This is a genomic window from Palleronia rufa (genome assembly GCF_000743715.1).
Classification (GTDB): domain Bacteria; phylum Pseudomonadota; class Alphaproteobacteria; order Rhodobacterales; family Rhodobacteraceae; genus Palleronia; species Palleronia rufa.
Genome location: NZ_JQEY01000017.1, coordinates 39,617 through 55,878, shown reverse-complemented (window position 1 = coordinate 55,878; position 16,262 = coordinate 39,617). Strand labels below are relative to the sequence as shown.

15 protein-coding genes and 1 pseudogene are annotated in these 16,262 nt (G+C 70.8%); 8 read left to right on the top strand and 8 right to left on the bottom strand.

Going from position 1 to position 16,262, the window contains the following annotated elements:
* From KW83_RS21030 to KW83_RS16415, 6 genes and pseudogenes are all read left to right on the top strand, one after another.
* Positions 1-508: pseudogene (locus KW83_RS21030) on the top strand (hypothetical protein); the annotation flags it as partial.
* A complete protein-coding gene (locus KW83_RS16435; RefSeq protein WP_051928595.1) occupies positions 505-1,203 on the top strand; it encodes a PIG-L deacetylase family protein in 699 nt (232 codons plus the stop codon). The pseudogene KW83_RS21030 and the gene KW83_RS16435, both read left to right, overlap by 4 nt.
* Entirely contained in the window at positions 1,200-1,781 is a 582-nt protein-coding gene (locus tag KW83_RS16430; protein ID WP_081904662.1) for an SAM-dependent methyltransferase, read from the top strand. The genes KW83_RS16435 and KW83_RS16430 overlap by 4 nt, the downstream gene beginning before the upstream one ends.
* Positions 1,778-2,602 carry a glycosyltransferase family 2 protein gene (locus KW83_RS16425; protein ID WP_051928594.1) on the top strand — a complete coding sequence of 275 codons (825 nt, stop codon included), beginning with the start codon at positions 1,778-1,780 and terminating at the stop codon, positions 2,600-2,602. Before KW83_RS16430 ends, KW83_RS16425 begins: the two co-directional genes overlap by 4 nt.
* The gene (locus KW83_RS16420; protein WP_036181126.1) at positions 2,571-3,398 is read left to right on the top strand and encodes a manganese catalase family protein; all 828 of its coding nucleotides are present in this window, start codon (positions 2,571-2,573) and stop codon (positions 3,396-3,398) included. The genes KW83_RS16425 and KW83_RS16420 overlap by 32 nt, the downstream gene beginning before the upstream one ends.
* A 52-nt stretch (positions 3,399-3,450) precedes the next feature.
* A complete protein-coding gene (locus KW83_RS16415) occupies positions 3,451-4,629 on the top strand; it encodes a zinc-dependent alcohol dehydrogenase (RefSeq protein WP_036181124.1) in 1,179 nt (392 codons plus the stop codon).
* A 184-nt stretch (positions 4,630-4,813) separates the two neighbouring features.
* Here KW83_RS16415 and KW83_RS16410 read toward each other — a convergent pair whose 3' ends face one another.
* Positions 4,814-5,437, bottom strand: a complete 624-nt coding sequence (locus KW83_RS16410) for a recombinase family protein (RefSeq protein ID WP_051928593.1) — start codon at positions 5,435-5,437, stop codon at positions 4,814-4,816.
* A 71-nt stretch (positions 5,438-5,508) separates the two neighbouring features.
* Here KW83_RS16410 and KW83_RS16405 point away from each other — a divergent pair, with 71 nt between their 5' ends.
* Both KW83_RS16405 and KW83_RS16400 read left to right on the top strand, forming a co-directional pair.
* Positions 5,509-5,850: a type II toxin-antitoxin system RelE/ParE family toxin gene (locus KW83_RS16405; RefSeq protein WP_036181122.1), complete on the top strand. Its 342-nt coding sequence runs from the start codon at positions 5,509-5,511 to the stop codon at positions 5,848-5,850.
* Entirely contained in the window at positions 5,847-6,143 is a 297-nt protein-coding gene (locus KW83_RS16400) for a helix-turn-helix domain-containing protein (protein ID WP_200879701.1), read from the top strand. Before KW83_RS16405 ends, KW83_RS16400 begins: the two co-directional genes overlap by 4 nt.
* Before the next feature lie 310 nt (positions 6,144-6,453).
* Here the strand turns inward: KW83_RS16400 and KW83_RS16395 are convergent, their stop codons facing one another.
* From KW83_RS16395 to KW83_RS16365, 7 genes are all read right to left on the bottom strand, one after another.
* On the bottom strand, positions 6,454-7,659 hold the full coding sequence (locus KW83_RS16395) for an amino acid ABC transporter permease (protein ID WP_036181120.1): 1,206 nt from the start codon (positions 7,657-7,659) through the stop codon (positions 6,454-6,456).
* A 36-nt stretch (positions 7,660-7,695) separates the two neighbouring features.
* Positions 7,696-9,120, bottom strand: a complete 1,425-nt coding sequence (locus KW83_RS16390) for a hypothetical protein (protein ID WP_051928592.1) — start codon at positions 9,118-9,120, stop codon at positions 7,696-7,698.
* A 79-nt stretch (positions 9,121-9,199) separates the two neighbouring features.
* A complete protein-coding gene (locus tag KW83_RS16385) occupies positions 9,200-11,107 on the bottom strand; it encodes a TRAP transporter permease (protein WP_036181118.1) in 1,908 nt (635 codons plus the stop codon).
* Complete coding sequence (locus tag KW83_RS16380; RefSeq protein WP_036181116.1) at positions 11,104-12,084, bottom strand: TAXI family TRAP transporter solute-binding subunit; 981 nt, start codon at positions 12,082-12,084, stop codon at positions 11,104-11,106. The genes KW83_RS16385 and KW83_RS16380 overlap by 4 nt, the downstream gene beginning before the upstream one ends.
* A 317-nt stretch (positions 12,085-12,401) precedes the next feature.
* The gene (locus KW83_RS16375) at positions 12,402-12,929 is read right to left on the bottom strand and encodes a MarR family winged helix-turn-helix transcriptional regulator (RefSeq protein ID WP_051928591.1); all 528 of its coding nucleotides are present in this window, start codon (positions 12,927-12,929) and stop codon (positions 12,402-12,404) included.
* 73 nt (positions 12,930-13,002) lie between these two features.
* Positions 13,003-14,736, bottom strand: coding sequence for a thiamine pyrophosphate-binding protein (locus KW83_RS16370; protein ID WP_036181114.1), 1,734 nt, complete (start codon positions 14,734-14,736; stop codon positions 13,003-13,005).
* Positions 14,733-16,208 (bottom strand): aldehyde dehydrogenase family protein, encoded by a 1,476-nt coding sequence (locus KW83_RS16365; RefSeq protein ID WP_036181113.1) that lies wholly within the window; start codon positions 16,206-16,208, stop codon positions 14,733-14,735. The genes KW83_RS16370 and KW83_RS16365 overlap by 4 nt, the downstream gene beginning before the upstream one ends.
* Positions 16,209-16,262: the final 54 nt, after the last annotated feature.

Genomic DNA, 16,262 nt, shown 5'->3' with positions numbered 1-16,262 from the left:
GGTGGGGGGGGGGGGGGTGGTCGGCCCGGCCGGCGGGCTGATGGTCGGGCCGTGGTTCGGGGGGGGCGGCTGGCGCTATTGCGCCGCGCATGTGGGCGGCGCGGAAGGGCTGRTCGGGSGCTGGACCGACCKCTTGGGCCGCATGGACCGCCTGGACGACCCGGTGCAGCGCGACCGGCTGGGCCGCGCCACGGCCGAGGCCGTCGCCGCGCGCGCCGCAGTGGAGGCCGCCGCTGAGGCCGTCGCCGCGGCCGCCGAGGCGCCCCCCGACGCGGTCGAGCGCGCGGTGGCGCACGGTCTGATGGTGCGCGAAGCCGTGGAGGGCGCCTGCACGCGTATCCTGACCCTTTGCGAGCGTAGCCTGGGGATGGCCGCCCATGACGGGCGCGGGCCGGTCGACGCGATGCGCCGCGACCTGTCGCTGTTCCTGCGCCAGGCGGCGCCGGACGCCAAGTTGGACCGGGCGCTTCGCTGCGCGGAGACCGTCGGGCCGGGGGGGCTCAGATGACCGGCGACCTGGCGCCCCTGATCGAGGGCCGCGCACCCGTCCTGGTGCTGGCGCCCCATGCCGACGACGAGTCGCTGGCCTGCGGGCTGATGCTGGCGGCGCGGTGGGGCAAGGGCCTGCCCGCGCATGTCGCCTGCCTGACCGACGGCGCGGCGTCGCATCCCCGCTCTCGCCGATGGCCCGCCCCCCGTCTCGCCGCGCTGCGCCGCGCCGAGCTGGAGGCGGCCGTGACCCGCCTGGGCGGCCTCCCCGCGCGCGATCTGACCTGGCTGAGCCATCCGGATGCCGGACTGCACCGCGTGCACGGGCCGGGCGCCGACCTCGGCCGCGACGTGGCGCGGCTGGTCGACCGGCTGGGCGCGCGCGTGCTGGTCGCGGCCTCGGGCGCGGACCCGCATTGCGACCACGAGGCCTGCGCCGCGGCGGCGCGCCGCGTGGCCGCCGCGCGGCCGGGCCTCGCGCTTTACGATTACCCGGTCTGGTCGCGCTGGCAGGGATGGAGCGCGGGTCGCCGCGTGCCGGGGCTGCGTTTGGACCTGCCCGAATGGCGCGCCGCCAAGACCGATGCCGTCGCCGCGCATCGCAGCCAGATGGGGCTGGTGGTCGACGACGACCCGGACGGCTTCGCCATGCCGCCGGGCTTCGCCGCGCGCTTCTGCACCGCGCCCGAGGCCTACCTGCCGGTGCCCGCATGAGGGCCGCGGACCTGGCCCACCTCGAAGGCCTCTATGCCGGAACGGACGACCCCTGGAACTTCCGCACCGCGCCCTACGAGGCGGAGCGCCTCGACGCCGTCGCCCGCGCCCTGCCGCGCCCGCGCTACGCCGCCGCGCTGGAGCTGGGATGCGGCAACGGCGAGCTGGCTCGCCGCGTCGCGCCGCGCTGCGACACCTACACCGGGCTGGACGCGGTCCCGACCGCGCTCGCCGTCGCGCGTCGGGCCGTGCCGAAGGGACGGTTCGCCCAGGGCTTCCTGCCCTGCGCGCTGCCGCCCGCGCCGTCGCAAGCGGGCTACGACCTCGTGCTGCTGAGCGAAGTGCTCTACTTCCTCGACGCGGACGGCGTGGCCGAGATCGCCGCGCGCATCGACCGGGGTCATCCCGACGCGGACGTCGTCACCGTCACCTGGCGCGGTCCGACCGGCCACGCGCTCGACGGCGAGGGCGCGCTGGCGGCCTTCATGCGCGCCACGACCCGGTCCTGGCGCACGGCGCGCCTGACCGAGGGCTATCGCATCGTCGTCTTCTCCCCGCTCTGCCGGGCCGCCCGATGACCCGTCCGATCGCCGTCGTCCCCGCCCGCGACGAGGCCGCGCGCCTGCCCGCCGCGCTGGCCGCGCTGCGCCGCTCGGGGCTGGCCGCGATCGTGGTCGCCAATGGCTGCACCGACGCGACGGCCGAGGTCGCCCGCGCCCACGGCGCGACGGTGATCGAGACGCCCGCGCTGCCGGGCGGCGTGGGCGCGGCCCGGCGGATCGGACTGGCCGCGGCGATGGCGGCGCGCCCCGACTGGCTGATGACCACCGATGCCGACTGCGTGCTGGCCCCCGGCGCGGCGGAGGCGGTGGCGCTCGGCCTCGCCCGCGCCGACGCCGTCTTCGGCCGCGTCGAGCCCGACCCGGACGAGTTCGCGGCCCTGCCCGAGGCGGTCCGCGTCCACGGCGCGCTGGAGGACCGCCGCGACGCGTTGCGGGCCGCCCTCGCGGCCCGGCGGGCCAGCCTGCCCTGGAACCCCGCCCCCTGTCACGACCAGTCGCCAGGCGCGCTGATCGCCTGGCGGCCCGGGGCCTATGCCGCCACGGGCGGCATCGCGCCGATGCCCTGCCACGAGGACAGGCGCATGGCCGCCGCCCTCGTCGCGACCGGCGCCCGCGTGGCGCGACCGTGGGACGCGGTCGTCCACGCCTCCTGCCGTCTGACGGGCCGCGCGCCCGGCGGCATGGCCGACACCATCGCGGCACGGACGGCCATGGACCTGCGCGCCGAGACCGCCGCGCTGGCCACCGAGGTGCGCGCGCTCGCGCGGGACCTCTCCAACCCCAACCTGCGAACGGGAGAAACCCATGTTCCTGCACCAGTCCAAGCTTCAGTATGAGGTCCGCGTCGATACCCCCGACCCGGTCTTCGCCAAGTACCTCCAGCAGGCCATCGGCGGCGTCGAGGGCGAGATCCGCGTGGCCATGCAGTACATGTTCCAGGCCATGGGCGCGCGGGGCGACAAGCGCTTCCGCGACATGCTGATGATGACCGCCACCGAGGAGCTGTCCCATATCGAGTTCCTGGGACACGCCGTCGCGCTGAACCTCGACAAGGCGCCCCTGGATGCGCAGGAGGCCGCGGCCGAGGACCTCGTGGTCGGCGCCATCATGGGCGGGATGAACCCGCGCCACGTCCTGTCCTCGGGGCTGGCGGCGATGCCGGTCAATTCGAACGGCGTGCCCTTCGACATGAGCCACGTCTACGCGACCGGGAACATCGGCGCCGACATGCTGGCCAACGCGATGGCCGAGTCCTCGGGCCGGGTGCTGGCGTCCAGGCTCTACAACATGACGGACGATGCCGGGATGAAGGACATGCTGTCCTTCCTGATCGCGCGCGACACCATGCACCAGCAGCAATGGCTCGCCGTCATCGAGGAGCTGGGCGGGGTCGAGGCGGTCATGCCCATCCCCAACTCCACCCCCGAGGATCACGAGGCGATGGCGCACAGCTACTACTTCCTGAACACCTCCGTGGACGAGCCCACGCCCCAGGGCGTCTGGACCAATGGCGGCCCGGCCATGGACGGGCGCGGGACCTACACCGCGAAGGACAGGGTCGAGCCCGAGGGCCAGGCGCCCGATCTGGGCAAGGCGCGCGAGAAGTCCGGCGCCCAGACCCAGCAAATGTGACCCTCGCGCGGGGGCTCCGGCCCCCGCGCCCAGTGGCAAAAGGAGCCGACCCATGCGCGCCGTTACCTATCACGGGACCCACGACTTCCGCGTCGACGAACACCCCGATCCCGGCATCGAGCACCCCCGCGACGCCGTCATCCGCGTCACCACCACCGCGATCTGCGGCTCGGACCTGCACCTCTACGACGGCTTCGTGCCGGGCATGGAGAAGGGCGACATCCTGGGCCACGAGTTCATGGGCGTGGTCGAGGAGGTCGGCCCCGAGGCCGCCGCGCGTGGCGGACTGAAGAAGGGCGACCGCATCCTGGTCCCCTTCACCATCGCCTGCGGCTCCTGCCTGTGGTGCCGCAACAAGGAATACTCGCTCTGCGACGAGACCAACCGAGAGCCCGAGAAGCTTCGGACCCTGGCCGGGCAGGCGGGCGCCGGCCTCTTCGGCTTCTCGCACCTCTACGGCGGCTACGACGGCGGCCAGGCCGAGTACGTGCGCATCCCCTATGCCGACTCTACCCACATGAAGGTGCCCGAGGGGATGGCGGACGAGCAGGTCATCTTTTTAACCGACATCTTCCCGACCGGCTGGCAGGCGGCGATCAACGCCGAGGTCGGCCCCGGCGACACCGTCGCGATCTGGGGCGCGGGGCCCGTGGGCCTGTTCACCCTGGAATCGTGCAAGCTGCTGGGCGCCGAACGCATCTTCGTCATCGAGAACGTGCCGGAGCGGCGCGCACTGGCCGCCGAGCGGGGCGCCGAGGTGATCGACCCCTCGGAGACGAAGCCCTACGACGCGCTCATGGAGGCCACGAAGGGCTTGCTTCCGGGCAAGTGCATCGACGCCGTGGGCATGGAGGCGCACGGATCGGGGCTGATCGACACGGTCTACGATCGCGTCAAGACCGCCACCTTTCAAGAGACCGACCGCGGCCACGTCGTGCGCGAGGCGATCATGTGCTGCTCCAAGGGCGGGATCGTCTCGGTGCCCGGCGTCTATGCCGCGATCATGGACAAGTTCCCGATCGGCGCCGCCTTCGCCAAGGCGCTGACCTTCCGCATGGGCCAGACCCACGTGCTCCAGCACACCGACACCTTGCTGAACCACATCCGCGAGGGCGACGTCGATCCGACCTTCCTCATCACCCATCGCGGCACGCTCGCGGACGCCCCCGCCCTCTACGACACCTTCCGCGACAAGAAGGACGACTGCATCAAGTGCGTGCTCACGCCGTGACGGCCCCGTCCGGGCGCGACCGTCGCACGCCCCGACGCCCGTTCGGGTTCGCATGCCGGCCCGGGCTTGGCTGTTTCATCGTCTCGCAAACGTGCACTTCGGAAACGGCTCAGCACCGTTCCCTACGGGTCTCATCCCGTGACGCGGCCAGGACCGACCCCTGCGGAACGGTCCCGGCTTTCGATCAGGTCGCGGGCGTCGCTTCGATTGGAGCGTCGGCCGAGACAGGTCGGCTCACCCGCCAAACGCTCGTTCGGCTGATGCCGAGCTGCCGTGCGACTGCGCTCGGCCGGACGCCCTCGGCCAGCAGGCGGCGGACCTCCTCGACGTTGATCGATGCTTTCCGGCCCTTATAGACGCCCCGGGCCTTCGCTTTGGCGATACCCTCCATCTGGCGTTCGCGGCGCAGGTTGGTCTCGAACTCGGCGAAGACACCCAGCATGTCGAGGAACGCCTTGCCGGCAGGCGTGGATGTGTCGATCGGCTGCTCTGTCGCCCTGAGCGTCGCGCCCTTCGCCTTCAGCTCGCGGATGATGTCCTGCAGATCACCCATCGACCGCGCCAGCCGATCCACGCGCGTGACGACCAGTTCGTCTCCGGGCCGGATGAAGTCGAGGAGCGTGCGCAGTTCGTCCCTGCCCCGCACCGAGGTGCCGGAGACCTTCTCGGCGCGGATCACGCGACATCCCGCTTTTTCCAACGCATCGTACTGCACATCGAGATCCTGGTCCGTGGTCGACACCCTGGCGTAGCCGTAGCTGCTGCCTGGCGGGACGGGGGCATTCTCGCCGTTCCATGAAATGCTCATCGTCGGGTTCTCCTCTGGGGTTGAACCCGGATCAGCTTGCCTGATTATATCTGATTCGATATAGAGACTGCATGAAGCAGATCGTGTTCCTCGGCGACGCCCTCGACCAGGTGCGATCCTTTCCCGAAGGCGCGCGGAAGGAAGCAGGCGTGCAGCTGCACAAGGTCCAGCAGGGTCTGGAGCCAAGCGACTGGAAGCCGATGGCCACGGTCGGGTCTGGCGTCCGGGAGATCCGCATCCGCGAGGACGGCGGAGCCTTCCGCATCCTGTACGTAGCTCAGCTCGCCGACGCCGTCGTCGTGCTGCACGCGTTCGAGAAGAAGGCGCAGAAGACCCCGAAGCGCGACCTTGATCTGGCGAACGATCGGCTACGAATGTTCACCGCAATGCGGATGAAGGAGAAGAAGCGATGACTGACAACGATATGGAAGTGCAGTCCTTCAACTCCGTTTGGGATGCCATCGAAGACACGCCCGAGGAAGCGGCCAACATGCGGTTGCGCTCCGAACTCCTGACCGTCGTCGAACAGGAGGTCCGATCCTGGGGCCTGACGCAGGCGAAGGCCGCCGAGCGGCTCGGGGTCACCCAGCCGCGGCTGAACGACCTGCTGCGCGGGAAGATCGCCAAGTTTAGCCTCGACGCCCTCGTCGACCTGTCGGCTCGCGCCGGGCTCGCCGTGAAGCTCGGCGTCGAGAAGGCCGCATAGGCGTAGCGGCGGCATACTTATAGAACCGTTCCACGATACGCGTAGTCCTTCCACCTTAATGGAGGTTCCCAATCATTGCTCCTGCGGAGCGGGCGTGCGCGCCAACCTGGGTAACCTGGATGATCGGCCGGCGAACCGCGACCCGTTCGGTGCTTGCATACAATCGGTAGACTAGTCCTAGTCTATCTGATCGCCTGCCGTTCGATTACCCTATCTGCGATCCAGGGAATTGGCGATTACAAGGCGTTGACGGAATGGCTGCGCTCGGAGGTGTCGGACGCGAGCTGCCCGACCGACCCTATTTCGGCGATCAGCGCTCTGGCAGCGCAACGGACCGGCCGTAGAGGTTCATCACAGCACTGATTGCGAGGCTGACGGTCAGGTAGAAGGCCATCAACAGCAGCACGCATTCCAGCGCCCGGCCCGTCTGGTTCAGCGTGATGCCACCCAGCGTGCCTGTGATGTCGAGATACCCGACGGCCACCGCGAGAGACGAGTTCTTGACCACGTTCAGGTAGGCCGAGATCAGCGGCGGCACGATCACGCGCAGCGCCTGCGGCAGGATCACGACGCGCATGGTCCGTCGCGGGGTCAGCCCGAGCGCGGTCGCGGCCTCCGCCTGGCCGCGATCGACGGCGAGGATGCCTGCCCGCACGTTCTCGGCGATGAAGGCCCCGGTATAGAGCGACAACGCGAGCCAGAGCGCGATGAGCGAGTTGCGGAGCTGCAGGCCGCCGACGAAGTTGAAGCCCCGGAGCGCAGGCAGGTCCCAGGACAGGCCGAGCGCCCAGAGCGCGGCCGCGAGCGGCAGGGCCCAGATGGCGAGGATCGCGGGCCACGTCCGCGGGCGGAGGCCCGACACCGCCTGCCGCCTCGCGGCCCAAAGGCCGAGCGCGCGGGTCAGGAGGGCGGAGCCTGCCAGCACGCCCAGCACGACCATCCAGCCCCACCCCTGGGACTCGACCGCCGCAAGGACGGGCAGGGGCACGTAGACGCCGCGGTTGGTGACGGCGATGAGGCCCAGCAGCATGTCGGCCGCCGGGTCGTCGCCGCGAAAGGCGCTCGGGGCGGGGAGGACGTTGGCGATCACCGTGAAGACCACGATGATCCAGATCAGCAGCGGGACGTTGCGGAAGGCCTCGACGTAGACCGCCATCAGGCGCGCCACGATCCAGCTGCCCGACAGGCGCAGGACGCCGCCCACGACGCCCAACATGGTTGCGGTCGCGCAAGCCAGGACGGCGACGATCATCGTGTTGACCGCGCCGACCAGGGCCGCGCGCAGATGCGTGTCCGCCGCGTCGTAGGGGATTGGCCGCTGGTTGATGTCGTAGCCCGTCGGCCTTCCGAGGAAGTCGAAGGAGAAGCCGAGCCCCGAGCGCGCGAGGTTCTCGGTCAGGTTGGACAGCAGCCAGCCCAGGACGAGCGTCAGCCCGGCAAGCGCGAGCGCTTGGATCATCCAGCCTCGCCAGCGCTTGTCGGAGAGGAGTCGCGCCGCGCGCGCCGCCGCCGTCATCCAGGGCGGTAGGAATCGCGGGCGCGGTCGTCCGGCTCAGCCACCAGGCGTCCAGGGACGGTTATACGCCTCGACCGCCCAGGCCCCCATCTCCACGAAGCGCGGCTCGGTGCCGGTCTCGAGCGCGGCGCCGCGTGCGTTGAGCGCCTCGGGCGTGGTCTCGGGCCAGGCGCCGGTATCGAGCCGCTCCACGAGCGCTTCGACTGCGGCGCTGCTCTCGGCGGGCATGAACTCGCAATGGCCCGTGCCCTGCACGAGCGCCTGGCGGTAGAGGTCGTCCGTCCCGACCTCCTCCACGAGCATGCCGTATCCCTGCATGAGCGTGTACGGGATGGCCCAGTCGCCCAGCATGTGCAGCCGGATCGCGGGAACCTCCAGCGCGCCGGTCGTCGTGCGGCCCGGCTCGGCCCACCAGTCGAGCGCGTAATCCGAGGCGGCGATTCGGGGATGGGCGTCGACGCGCGCGATCTCGGCGGCGAGGTCGAGCCCGGCCTCCGCCATCAGCGCCTCGACCACGCCCTTCATCGCGGGCGCGGCGTTGTCGTAGAAGGCGGCGTAGTCCATGCCCTCGTTGCCCGAGAGCTGCTGGCCCGAGGCCGCGTTCTCGAACAGGAGCCGCGAGCTGCCGCCGACATTGCCCGCGATGCGCAGCGCCGAGGCGACGATCATGTCCGCCATCGCCTGCGTGTCGGCGGCATCGGGCAGTTCGGTCCCCTCCACCATCCAGGGCGACCACTGGCCGAGCGCGAAGGCAAGCGCCAGGCGCGCGCGCCCCTCGGGCGTCTCGCCCGCCGCCTCTATGGCCGCGCGCCAGGCGGCCTGGATGTCGGGCAAGGACGGGTCGCCCGCGCCCGCGTTCGGCAGGCCGACGATCCGCAGGTCGTCCGCCGCGCCCTGCCCCGAACCGACATAGGTGTCGGTCAGCAGGGCCTGCATCGCGAACCAGCCGTCGAGGAAGCTGCTCATGATCCAGACCGGCGTGTGCGCCGCCAGGACCACGGCGCCGTCGATCGGGCCGGCGAAGGCCTCGGCCGAGGCCAGCCCGTCCAGCCCGCCGCCCGAGCAGCCGTATTGCAGCACCCGGTCGGGCGCGCGCTCGGTCTCGGCGAAGATCTCCTGCACGCGCTCCAGGTTGGCGATCTCGCGCGCGGGGTCGTACTGCCAGGTGCGCAGCGGATGGCGGGCGAGCCCGGCGAAGGCGTAGCCGCGGCCCAGGAGGTCGTCGTAGCGCGGCCCGGCATTGCCGGAATCCGCGTTGCTGACGAAGTCGAGGTCGCGCAGCAGCACGCCGTTCCACTCCCCGGGCACGCGGATCATCCAGGCCGTGCCGTCCGGCAGCACGCCATCATGCTGACGGATCGCGGGGTCGTCCTGCGCGGCGGCCGCGCCGGACAGCAGGGCAAGGGTCGAGAGCGTGGCGCAGAGCCTGCGCGCCGGTCTCCGTGTGATGGGTCCGTTCATGGCATCCTCCCTTCGGATTGGCCCGACCGTCGGGCCGTGCGTCGTCGGTCTCCTCCAGCGGGCCGCCCGGCCGAAGCGGTCAGCCCATCGTCTTCGCCTGCCCCGCCTCCGCCCGCATCCGCATCGCGTGCCGCCCAAACACGGCCAGGATCGCCACGACGCCCAGGGGCGCGAGCCACGGGACCGGCGCGATGGCGGCGACGGCGGCGACGGCCAGCAGCGCCCGCTCCCATGCCGGGACGGCGCGGCCGAGATGGCCCTCGATGGCGGCGGCCACTGCGCAGGTGGCGAGCAGGCCGCAGACCACCGCCGCCACGTTGGCGAGCGGCCCGCCGAGCAGCAGCAGCGCCGGGTTCCAGACGAAGGCGAAGGGCAGGAAGAAGCCGATGGCGGCCAGCCGCACGGCGGTGAAGGCGATGCGGAACGGGTCCTCGTCGGCGATGGCGGCGGCGGCCAGCGCCGCGACCGCGATAGGCGGCGTGAGCGCCGAGAGGACCGCGAAGTAGAGCAGGAACATGTGCGCCTGCAGGATCGGGAAGCCCAGCTGCGCCAGCGCCGGGCCGACCAGCACCGCGGCCAGGATGTAGGCCGAGGGCGTCGGCATACCCAGGCCGAGCACGATGGTGACGATGGCGGCGATCAACAGCGTCACCAGCGGCTCCGCGTCCGAGATCACCAGGATGACGTTCGCGGCCTTCATGCCGAGCCCGGTCATCGACAGCCCGCCGATCACGAGGCCGGCCGCCGCGCAGGCGCCCGCGACGGGCAGGATGCGCAGCGTCGTCTCCCCCAGCCCCTCGATCCACTGCCAGAGCGTGAGCCGCGTGCGCTTGGTCAGCATCGACGCCAGCAGCATGACCAGCACCCCGATCCCGGCGGTGAAGGTCGGCGAGTAGCCCGAGAGCAGCGCCCAGACGATACCGACGATCGGGATGACGAAGACCCAGCCCTCGCGGAAGGTCTCGAGCGCGGAGGGCACCTCGTCCTCCGACGGGCGCAGGTCGTCCTTGACGGCGCGCAGATGGACCTGACCGAAGACGCCCACGTAGTAGAGGAGCGCGGGCACGATGGCGGCGAGGACGACCTCGTTGTAGGCGGTGCCCGTGTACTCGGCGAGGATGAAGGCGGCGGAGCCCATGATGGGCGGCATCGCGCTGCCGCCGGTGGAGGCCGCGACCTCGACCCCCGCGGCGAAGCGGGGCGTGTAGCCCAGGCGCTTCATCACGGGGATGGTGATCGAGCCGGTCGCCACCACGTCCGAGGTCGGGCTGCCCGACATCGTGCCGTAGAGGCCCGAGGAGATCACGGCGATCTTGGCGGGTCCGCCGCGCGCGCGTCCGGTGACGAGGGCGGCGAGATTGAAGAAGAAGTCCCCGCCCCCGGCCTTCGCGAGGAAGGTGCCGAACATGACGAAGAGGAAGACGTAGCTGGCCACGACCTGCACCGGCACGCCGAAGATGCCGTCGGTGGTGAAGACCAGGATGTCGAGCAGGTAGCTGAAATCGCTGACCCCGTGCCCGAAAGGCGGCGGCAGCAGGTAGCCGAACCAGTTGTAGGCGAGAAAGGCGAGCACGACGCCGGTCAGCCCCATGCCGGTCGAACGACGCGTGGCCTCGAGCGTGAGGAGCATCAGGGCAGTGCCAAAGGCGAACTGCGCGGGCGTGAACGGGTCGAGAAGGCTGATTCGGTCGGCGATGGCGGTCGCGTTGACGAAGAAGAAGACGCCGCAGGCGAGGCTCAGCGCGCTGAGCGCCCAGTCGTAGAACGGCACGCGGTCGGGGGCGCCCGGCGTCGCGCCGATGGCCACGAACATGATCGCGTAGACGCCGGAGACGAACAGGATCCCCAGGACGAGTGGGTCGGAGATCGTGAACAGGTTCGCGTAGATGACCCAAGCGGAGAAGGCCGCCGCCGCCAGGGTGACGCCGACCTTGGTTCCGGCCGCAAGCTTGCGCCTGCGGCCGGTGGCGACGAGCGATCCGATCAATTCAGCAAACCGGCGTCGCGGTAGACCTGGGCCGCGCCCGGGTGGATCTCCAGCACGTCGACCGAGGTCAGCAGCTCCGGCGTCAGGGACGCCATCGAGCCGTGCACGGCGCGCACCTCGTCGATGTTGTTGACGAGCGAGGTCGCGAGGGAAGCAGCCGTCGCGTCGTCCATCGCGTCCGTGGCGACCAGCACCGCACCGAGCGCGACCGAGGCCACGTCGGCTTCCTGATTGCTGTAGCTGCCCGCCGGGATCGTCATCGTGCCGGTACCGAACATCTCGTTGGTGGCGTCGATCACCTCCTGTGGGACGCTCAGCAGCACGACGTTCGAATTCTCGTCGACGGCCCGGAACGAGGAGTGGTTGATGAAGATGCCGTTGGTGATCATGTCGAGACGGCCGTCCTGGATCAGCTCGCCCTGCTCGTTGGCGCCCGCGCGCACGAACTGGCCGCCCGCCTCCGACAGCGACTCCTCGGTGATGCCGACCTGCTCCAGCATGGCGAGCGCGACGTTCGAGGTGATGTTGCCCGAGCGGTTGATGCCGATGCGGATCGGCGCGCCGGAGCCCGCGATGTCGTCGAGGCTGTCGATGCCGTATTCCTCGGCCATGCCGGCATCGAGGAAGAAGTGCATCGGCGCCCAGTTGTACATGTAGCCGATGGCCCGCATGTTCTCGATCGGCGCGTTGAACGGCTCGCCCCCTTGCAGCGCGATCTGCGCCTCGGCGTCGTGGACGAGGCCCAGGTCGGTGGCGTTGCGGCCCAGAAGCGCGATGTTGGCGAAGCCGCCCCCGGTCGCCTGATAGGTCACGACGGAGCCTTCGTCGTCGGCCTTGGCCGCACGGTCGATCCCGGCTCCGAGAAGGGACCAGAGCCCGCCGGGGTTGCCGCCGGAGAGCGTCAGGTTGACTGGCTCCGCCTGAGCGGGTGCGGCGAGTGCGGCGCCGAGCGTCGCGGCGAGAAAGAAATGTCTCATCGAGTTCCTCCCAGAACGTGGACGCGCCGGGCCTCCCGCCCTTGCGACCCGCGCGTCGAGAACCCGCGAGCGGCACATCCTTAGATAGCTACGTTTCTTAGGATGCCGGATAGGGGCCGTCAATAAATTAGATGTCTCATAATCCTTGGCGGCAGCGGCGTTCGGACCCTGCCGAGACGCTCATGGGTCTGGGTTCGTCACCGGAGGCGACCTGGCGCATCACAGGCCGGATGCACCGGTCGACCATGCAATCGATCGCCATGGGAAGCCCGTCGAGGTCGAAAGCCTTCAGGATCGTCGACCGGGTGGAGGATCGCCTAGACCGCGTTCTGCACGCGCGTTGGCGGCACGCGCTGGCCGCGGGCGGCGGCCTCGGCCTCGTCACGCTCAAGGTTGTGGATCATGACGGTGAGGGCATGGCGCAGCACCGCCTGCTCCTCGGCGTCGAGACCCTCGACTGCGAGGTCGTTGGCCTCGATCGCGAGCGGCTCAAGCACGTCCCGGAGCCGCCAGCCCTCGTCGGTCAGGAAGGCGTGCTGGCGGCGGCGGTTGCCCTCGACGTTGCGCCGGGTGATCAGTCCCATCTGCTCCAGACGCGACAACGCGGTATGCGTCGTCGGCTCCGTGAGATGGGCCCGGTCGCTCAGCTCGCGTTGCGACAGCCCGTCCTCGCGCCAGAGGATGCGCAAGAAGATCCACTGGCCGAAGGTCACGCCCTCGGTGGACAGGCGCAGCGTCAGCGACCGGTTGAAGGCGCGCGCGGCGAGACGGATCAGCCGCGCGAGCCGCTCCTCGTGCAGACGCGGATCGACGGGCTCGCCGTCCGTCCCTTGCCCGTCGCTCATGTCCCGCTCCGTCCTGCCTGCCTCCGGCAGACCGTAGCGGGAAGGCGGCCGTGTCGCAAAGGATTGCGACGGCTCAGCCCTCGGTCATGCCTTCCGACATCTCTTCCGAATAGCCGCTCGCGACGCGGATGTCGGCGACGACGACGCAGCCCGCGCGGGCCTGCGCCACGGCGTCGGCCAGCAGCGCGGGCACCTCGCCCGCCGTCATCGCGGGGCCCAGGCCCACCGCGCCCTGCGCGCGGGCCAGTGCGGCGATGTCGATGTCCGGGTCGGCGATGGCCTGGCCGACATGCTTGTTGGCGACGGGGCGGCCGCGGTCGCGGGCGACCCGCTCCTGATGGACCTCGTCGTTGAAGTAGGAGCGGTTGTTGGCGACGACGATCAGAAGGGGGACGTCGTGCCGCGCAGCCGTCCAGATCGCGGTGGCGCCCATGACGAAGTCCCCGTCCCCCAGCACTGCGAGTGGCAGGCGCCCCGAACCGTTCAGCGCCAGCGCCGCGCCGACCGACATGCCGGGACCGGACGCGATGCCCGCGCCCCCGTCGTAGCCCAGATAGTCCATCGGCCCCCGCCAGCCGCACTTGGCGCCGTCCCAGCTCAGCGGGACGCGCAGCCAGGTGACGTCTTCGCCTGCGGCGTCGGCCAGCGCGTCGGCCAGGGCCGGGATCGGGATGGGCCGGTCCGGCGCGGGGTCGGGGGAGCGGTCGGGCGCGGGGATCGTTGCCTCGGGCGCACCGACGCCGGCGGACGCGCAGAGCGCGGCGACCACGGCGTCCGGGTCGGCCAATAGGTTCAGGTCTGAGGGTGGCAGCGCCTGGTGATCCAGCGACCAGCCGTTCTGCAGCAGCGGGTCGAGCGAGACGAGCGCGACCTTGCGGTCCCCCGGCCCCATCGTGCCCGCCGGGTCGACGAAGTCGAACGAGACGATCAGGTCCGCCTCTTCCATCGCCTGCTTGGCGCCGGGAGACGGGAAGTAGCCCGGCACCCCCGCATGCAGCGGATGCTGGGGCGGGAAGGCGGCGGCGGTCTTGATGTCGGTGACGACGCGCGCGCCGAAATGCTCGGCCAAGGCAACGCGGCGGTCCCAGTCGGCCTGCTCCCGCGACATCCGGCCCATGAGGAAAACGGGCCGCTCCGCGGCGCGGAGCATGTCGAGCAGGGTGGCCACGTCCGCCGCCGCGACCTCGGGGAAGCGCGCCGGGGCGTGGCGGTCCGGGGCGGGCAGCACCGGCATGGCGTCGAGCGGCGCCTCCTGCACGGTCACGTCGAAGCAGACATAGGTCGGCGCCATCGGGGCCGTCGCCGTGATCCGCGCGGCGCGCATCATTGCGCTCAGCGAGGCCTCCAGCGAGGCGGGCTGGTCGTCCCACTTGACGTAGGGCCGAACAATGGCCCCCTGGTCGCGTGAGGTGTGAAGCCAGTCGATCCAGGGCCGTCGCTTGGCCGCGTCCACGGGCCCCGTCGCGCCCAGCACCAACATCGGCACCCGGTCGCACCACGCGTTGTAGAGCGCCATGGCCGCATGCATCAGCCCGACATTGGCATGCAGGATCACCGCCAGAGGCTTGCCCGTCACCTTGGCCCAGCCATGCGCGATGGCGACCGCGTGTTCCTCGTGCAGACACAGCAATATCTGCGGGTCGCGGTTGCCGAGGTGGTTGACCAGGCTGTCGTGCAGGCCCCGGAAGCTGCTGCCGGGGTTCAGCGCGACGAAAGGAACGCCCAGCGACCGCAGCATCTCGGCCAGCGCATCGCTGCCGTAGAGGGTCTCGTGGCCGCTCGGCTCCGGCCGGTCGATCTCGGTCATGGCTGCCCCGCTAGGTTCAGGTGGACGTTCTTCTCGTGGGTGAAGGCCAGCAGCTCCCCGATCCCTTCCTCGCGCCCGATGCCGGACTGCTTCACCCCGCCGAACGGCGCGCCGAGGAAGTGGCGTCCGACCTCGTTGACCCAGACGAAGCCCGCCTCGACGTGCATCGCGGCGCGGTGCGCGGTGGCCAGGTCGCGCGTCCAGATCGAGCAGGTGAGGCCGACATCGAGCCCGTCCACCTCGGCCAGCATCTCCGCCTCGTCGGTCCAGCGGCGGACGGCGAGGACGGGGCCGAAGATTTCCTCGCGCGCGATGGTCATCTCGGGCGTGACGTCCGCGAAGATGGTGGGCGCGACGAAGCAGCCCTGCGCCAAAGCGCCGTCTGAGACCGCGTGCCCGCCCGCGACCACGCGCGCGCCCTCGGCCTTGGCGGTCTCGATGTAGCCCATCACCCGGTCGCGATGCTCCCGGCTCACCAGCGCGCCCATCGTCGTCGCGGGGTCGGTCGGGAGGCCGGGGCGAAAACGCTGCACCGCCTCCGCCAGCCGCTCCACCACCGCATCGTGGATGTCCGCATGCAGGAAGGCCCTGCTGGTCGAGCCGCAGGACTGCCCGCACCAGCCGAAGTTCATGCCCGCCACCACCGCGTTCGCCACCGCGTCGGGGTCGCTGTCGGGATAGGCGACGAGGGCGTTCTTGCCGCCGAGCTCCAACAGCACCAGCTTCACCGTGTCGGCAGCGGCCTTCATCACGGCCTTCCCCGCGCCGACCGAGCCGATCAGCGTGACCTTGGCCACGCCGGAATGTGAGGCCAGCGCAGCCCCCGCCTCGGTCCCGCCCGGCAGGACGGAGAAGACGCCTGCGGGCAGCAGCCCACCGACCAGCTCCGCCAGGCGTAGCGCGGAAAGGGGCGCCTGCACGGGCGGCTTCACGATCACCGCGTTTCCTGCGGCCAGCGGCGCGGCCATCTTGCCGCCGCAGAACATGAAGGGATGGTTGAAGGCGAGGATGCGCGCCACGACGCCCATCGGCTGGCGGACGGTCATGTTGACCCGGTCCGGGCCCATCGGGATCGTGTCGCCCTTCATCTCGGTGACGAGGCCCGCGAAGAACTCCATCTGCGCGGCGGCAATGGTGGCGTCTCCCTTCATCTCGGTGACCGGGTTGCCGCAGTTGGCGGCGTCGATCAGGGCGAGCTCGTCGCCATGCTTGCGCAGGATCGAGGCGATCTCCCTGAGGACGCGCGCCCGCTCCAGCGGCGCGACCTCGCGCCATTCAAGGAAGCCCGCCCGGGCAGCCTTCACGGCTTCGTCGACATCCACCGCACGCGCCTCGGCCACGTGAGCGAGAACCGACCCGTCGGCGGGGTTGACCGTCTCGGCGTAGCCGCCGTCCCGCGGCGGCGTCCAGGCGCCGCCGATGTAGAGGTCGCGATGCTCGGGCAGCACCTCGCCCAGCTCCGTGTCACGCATTCGATCCTCCCTCTGCTCGCTCAGAACGTAAGACATCTAAGAACATTGCCGCAA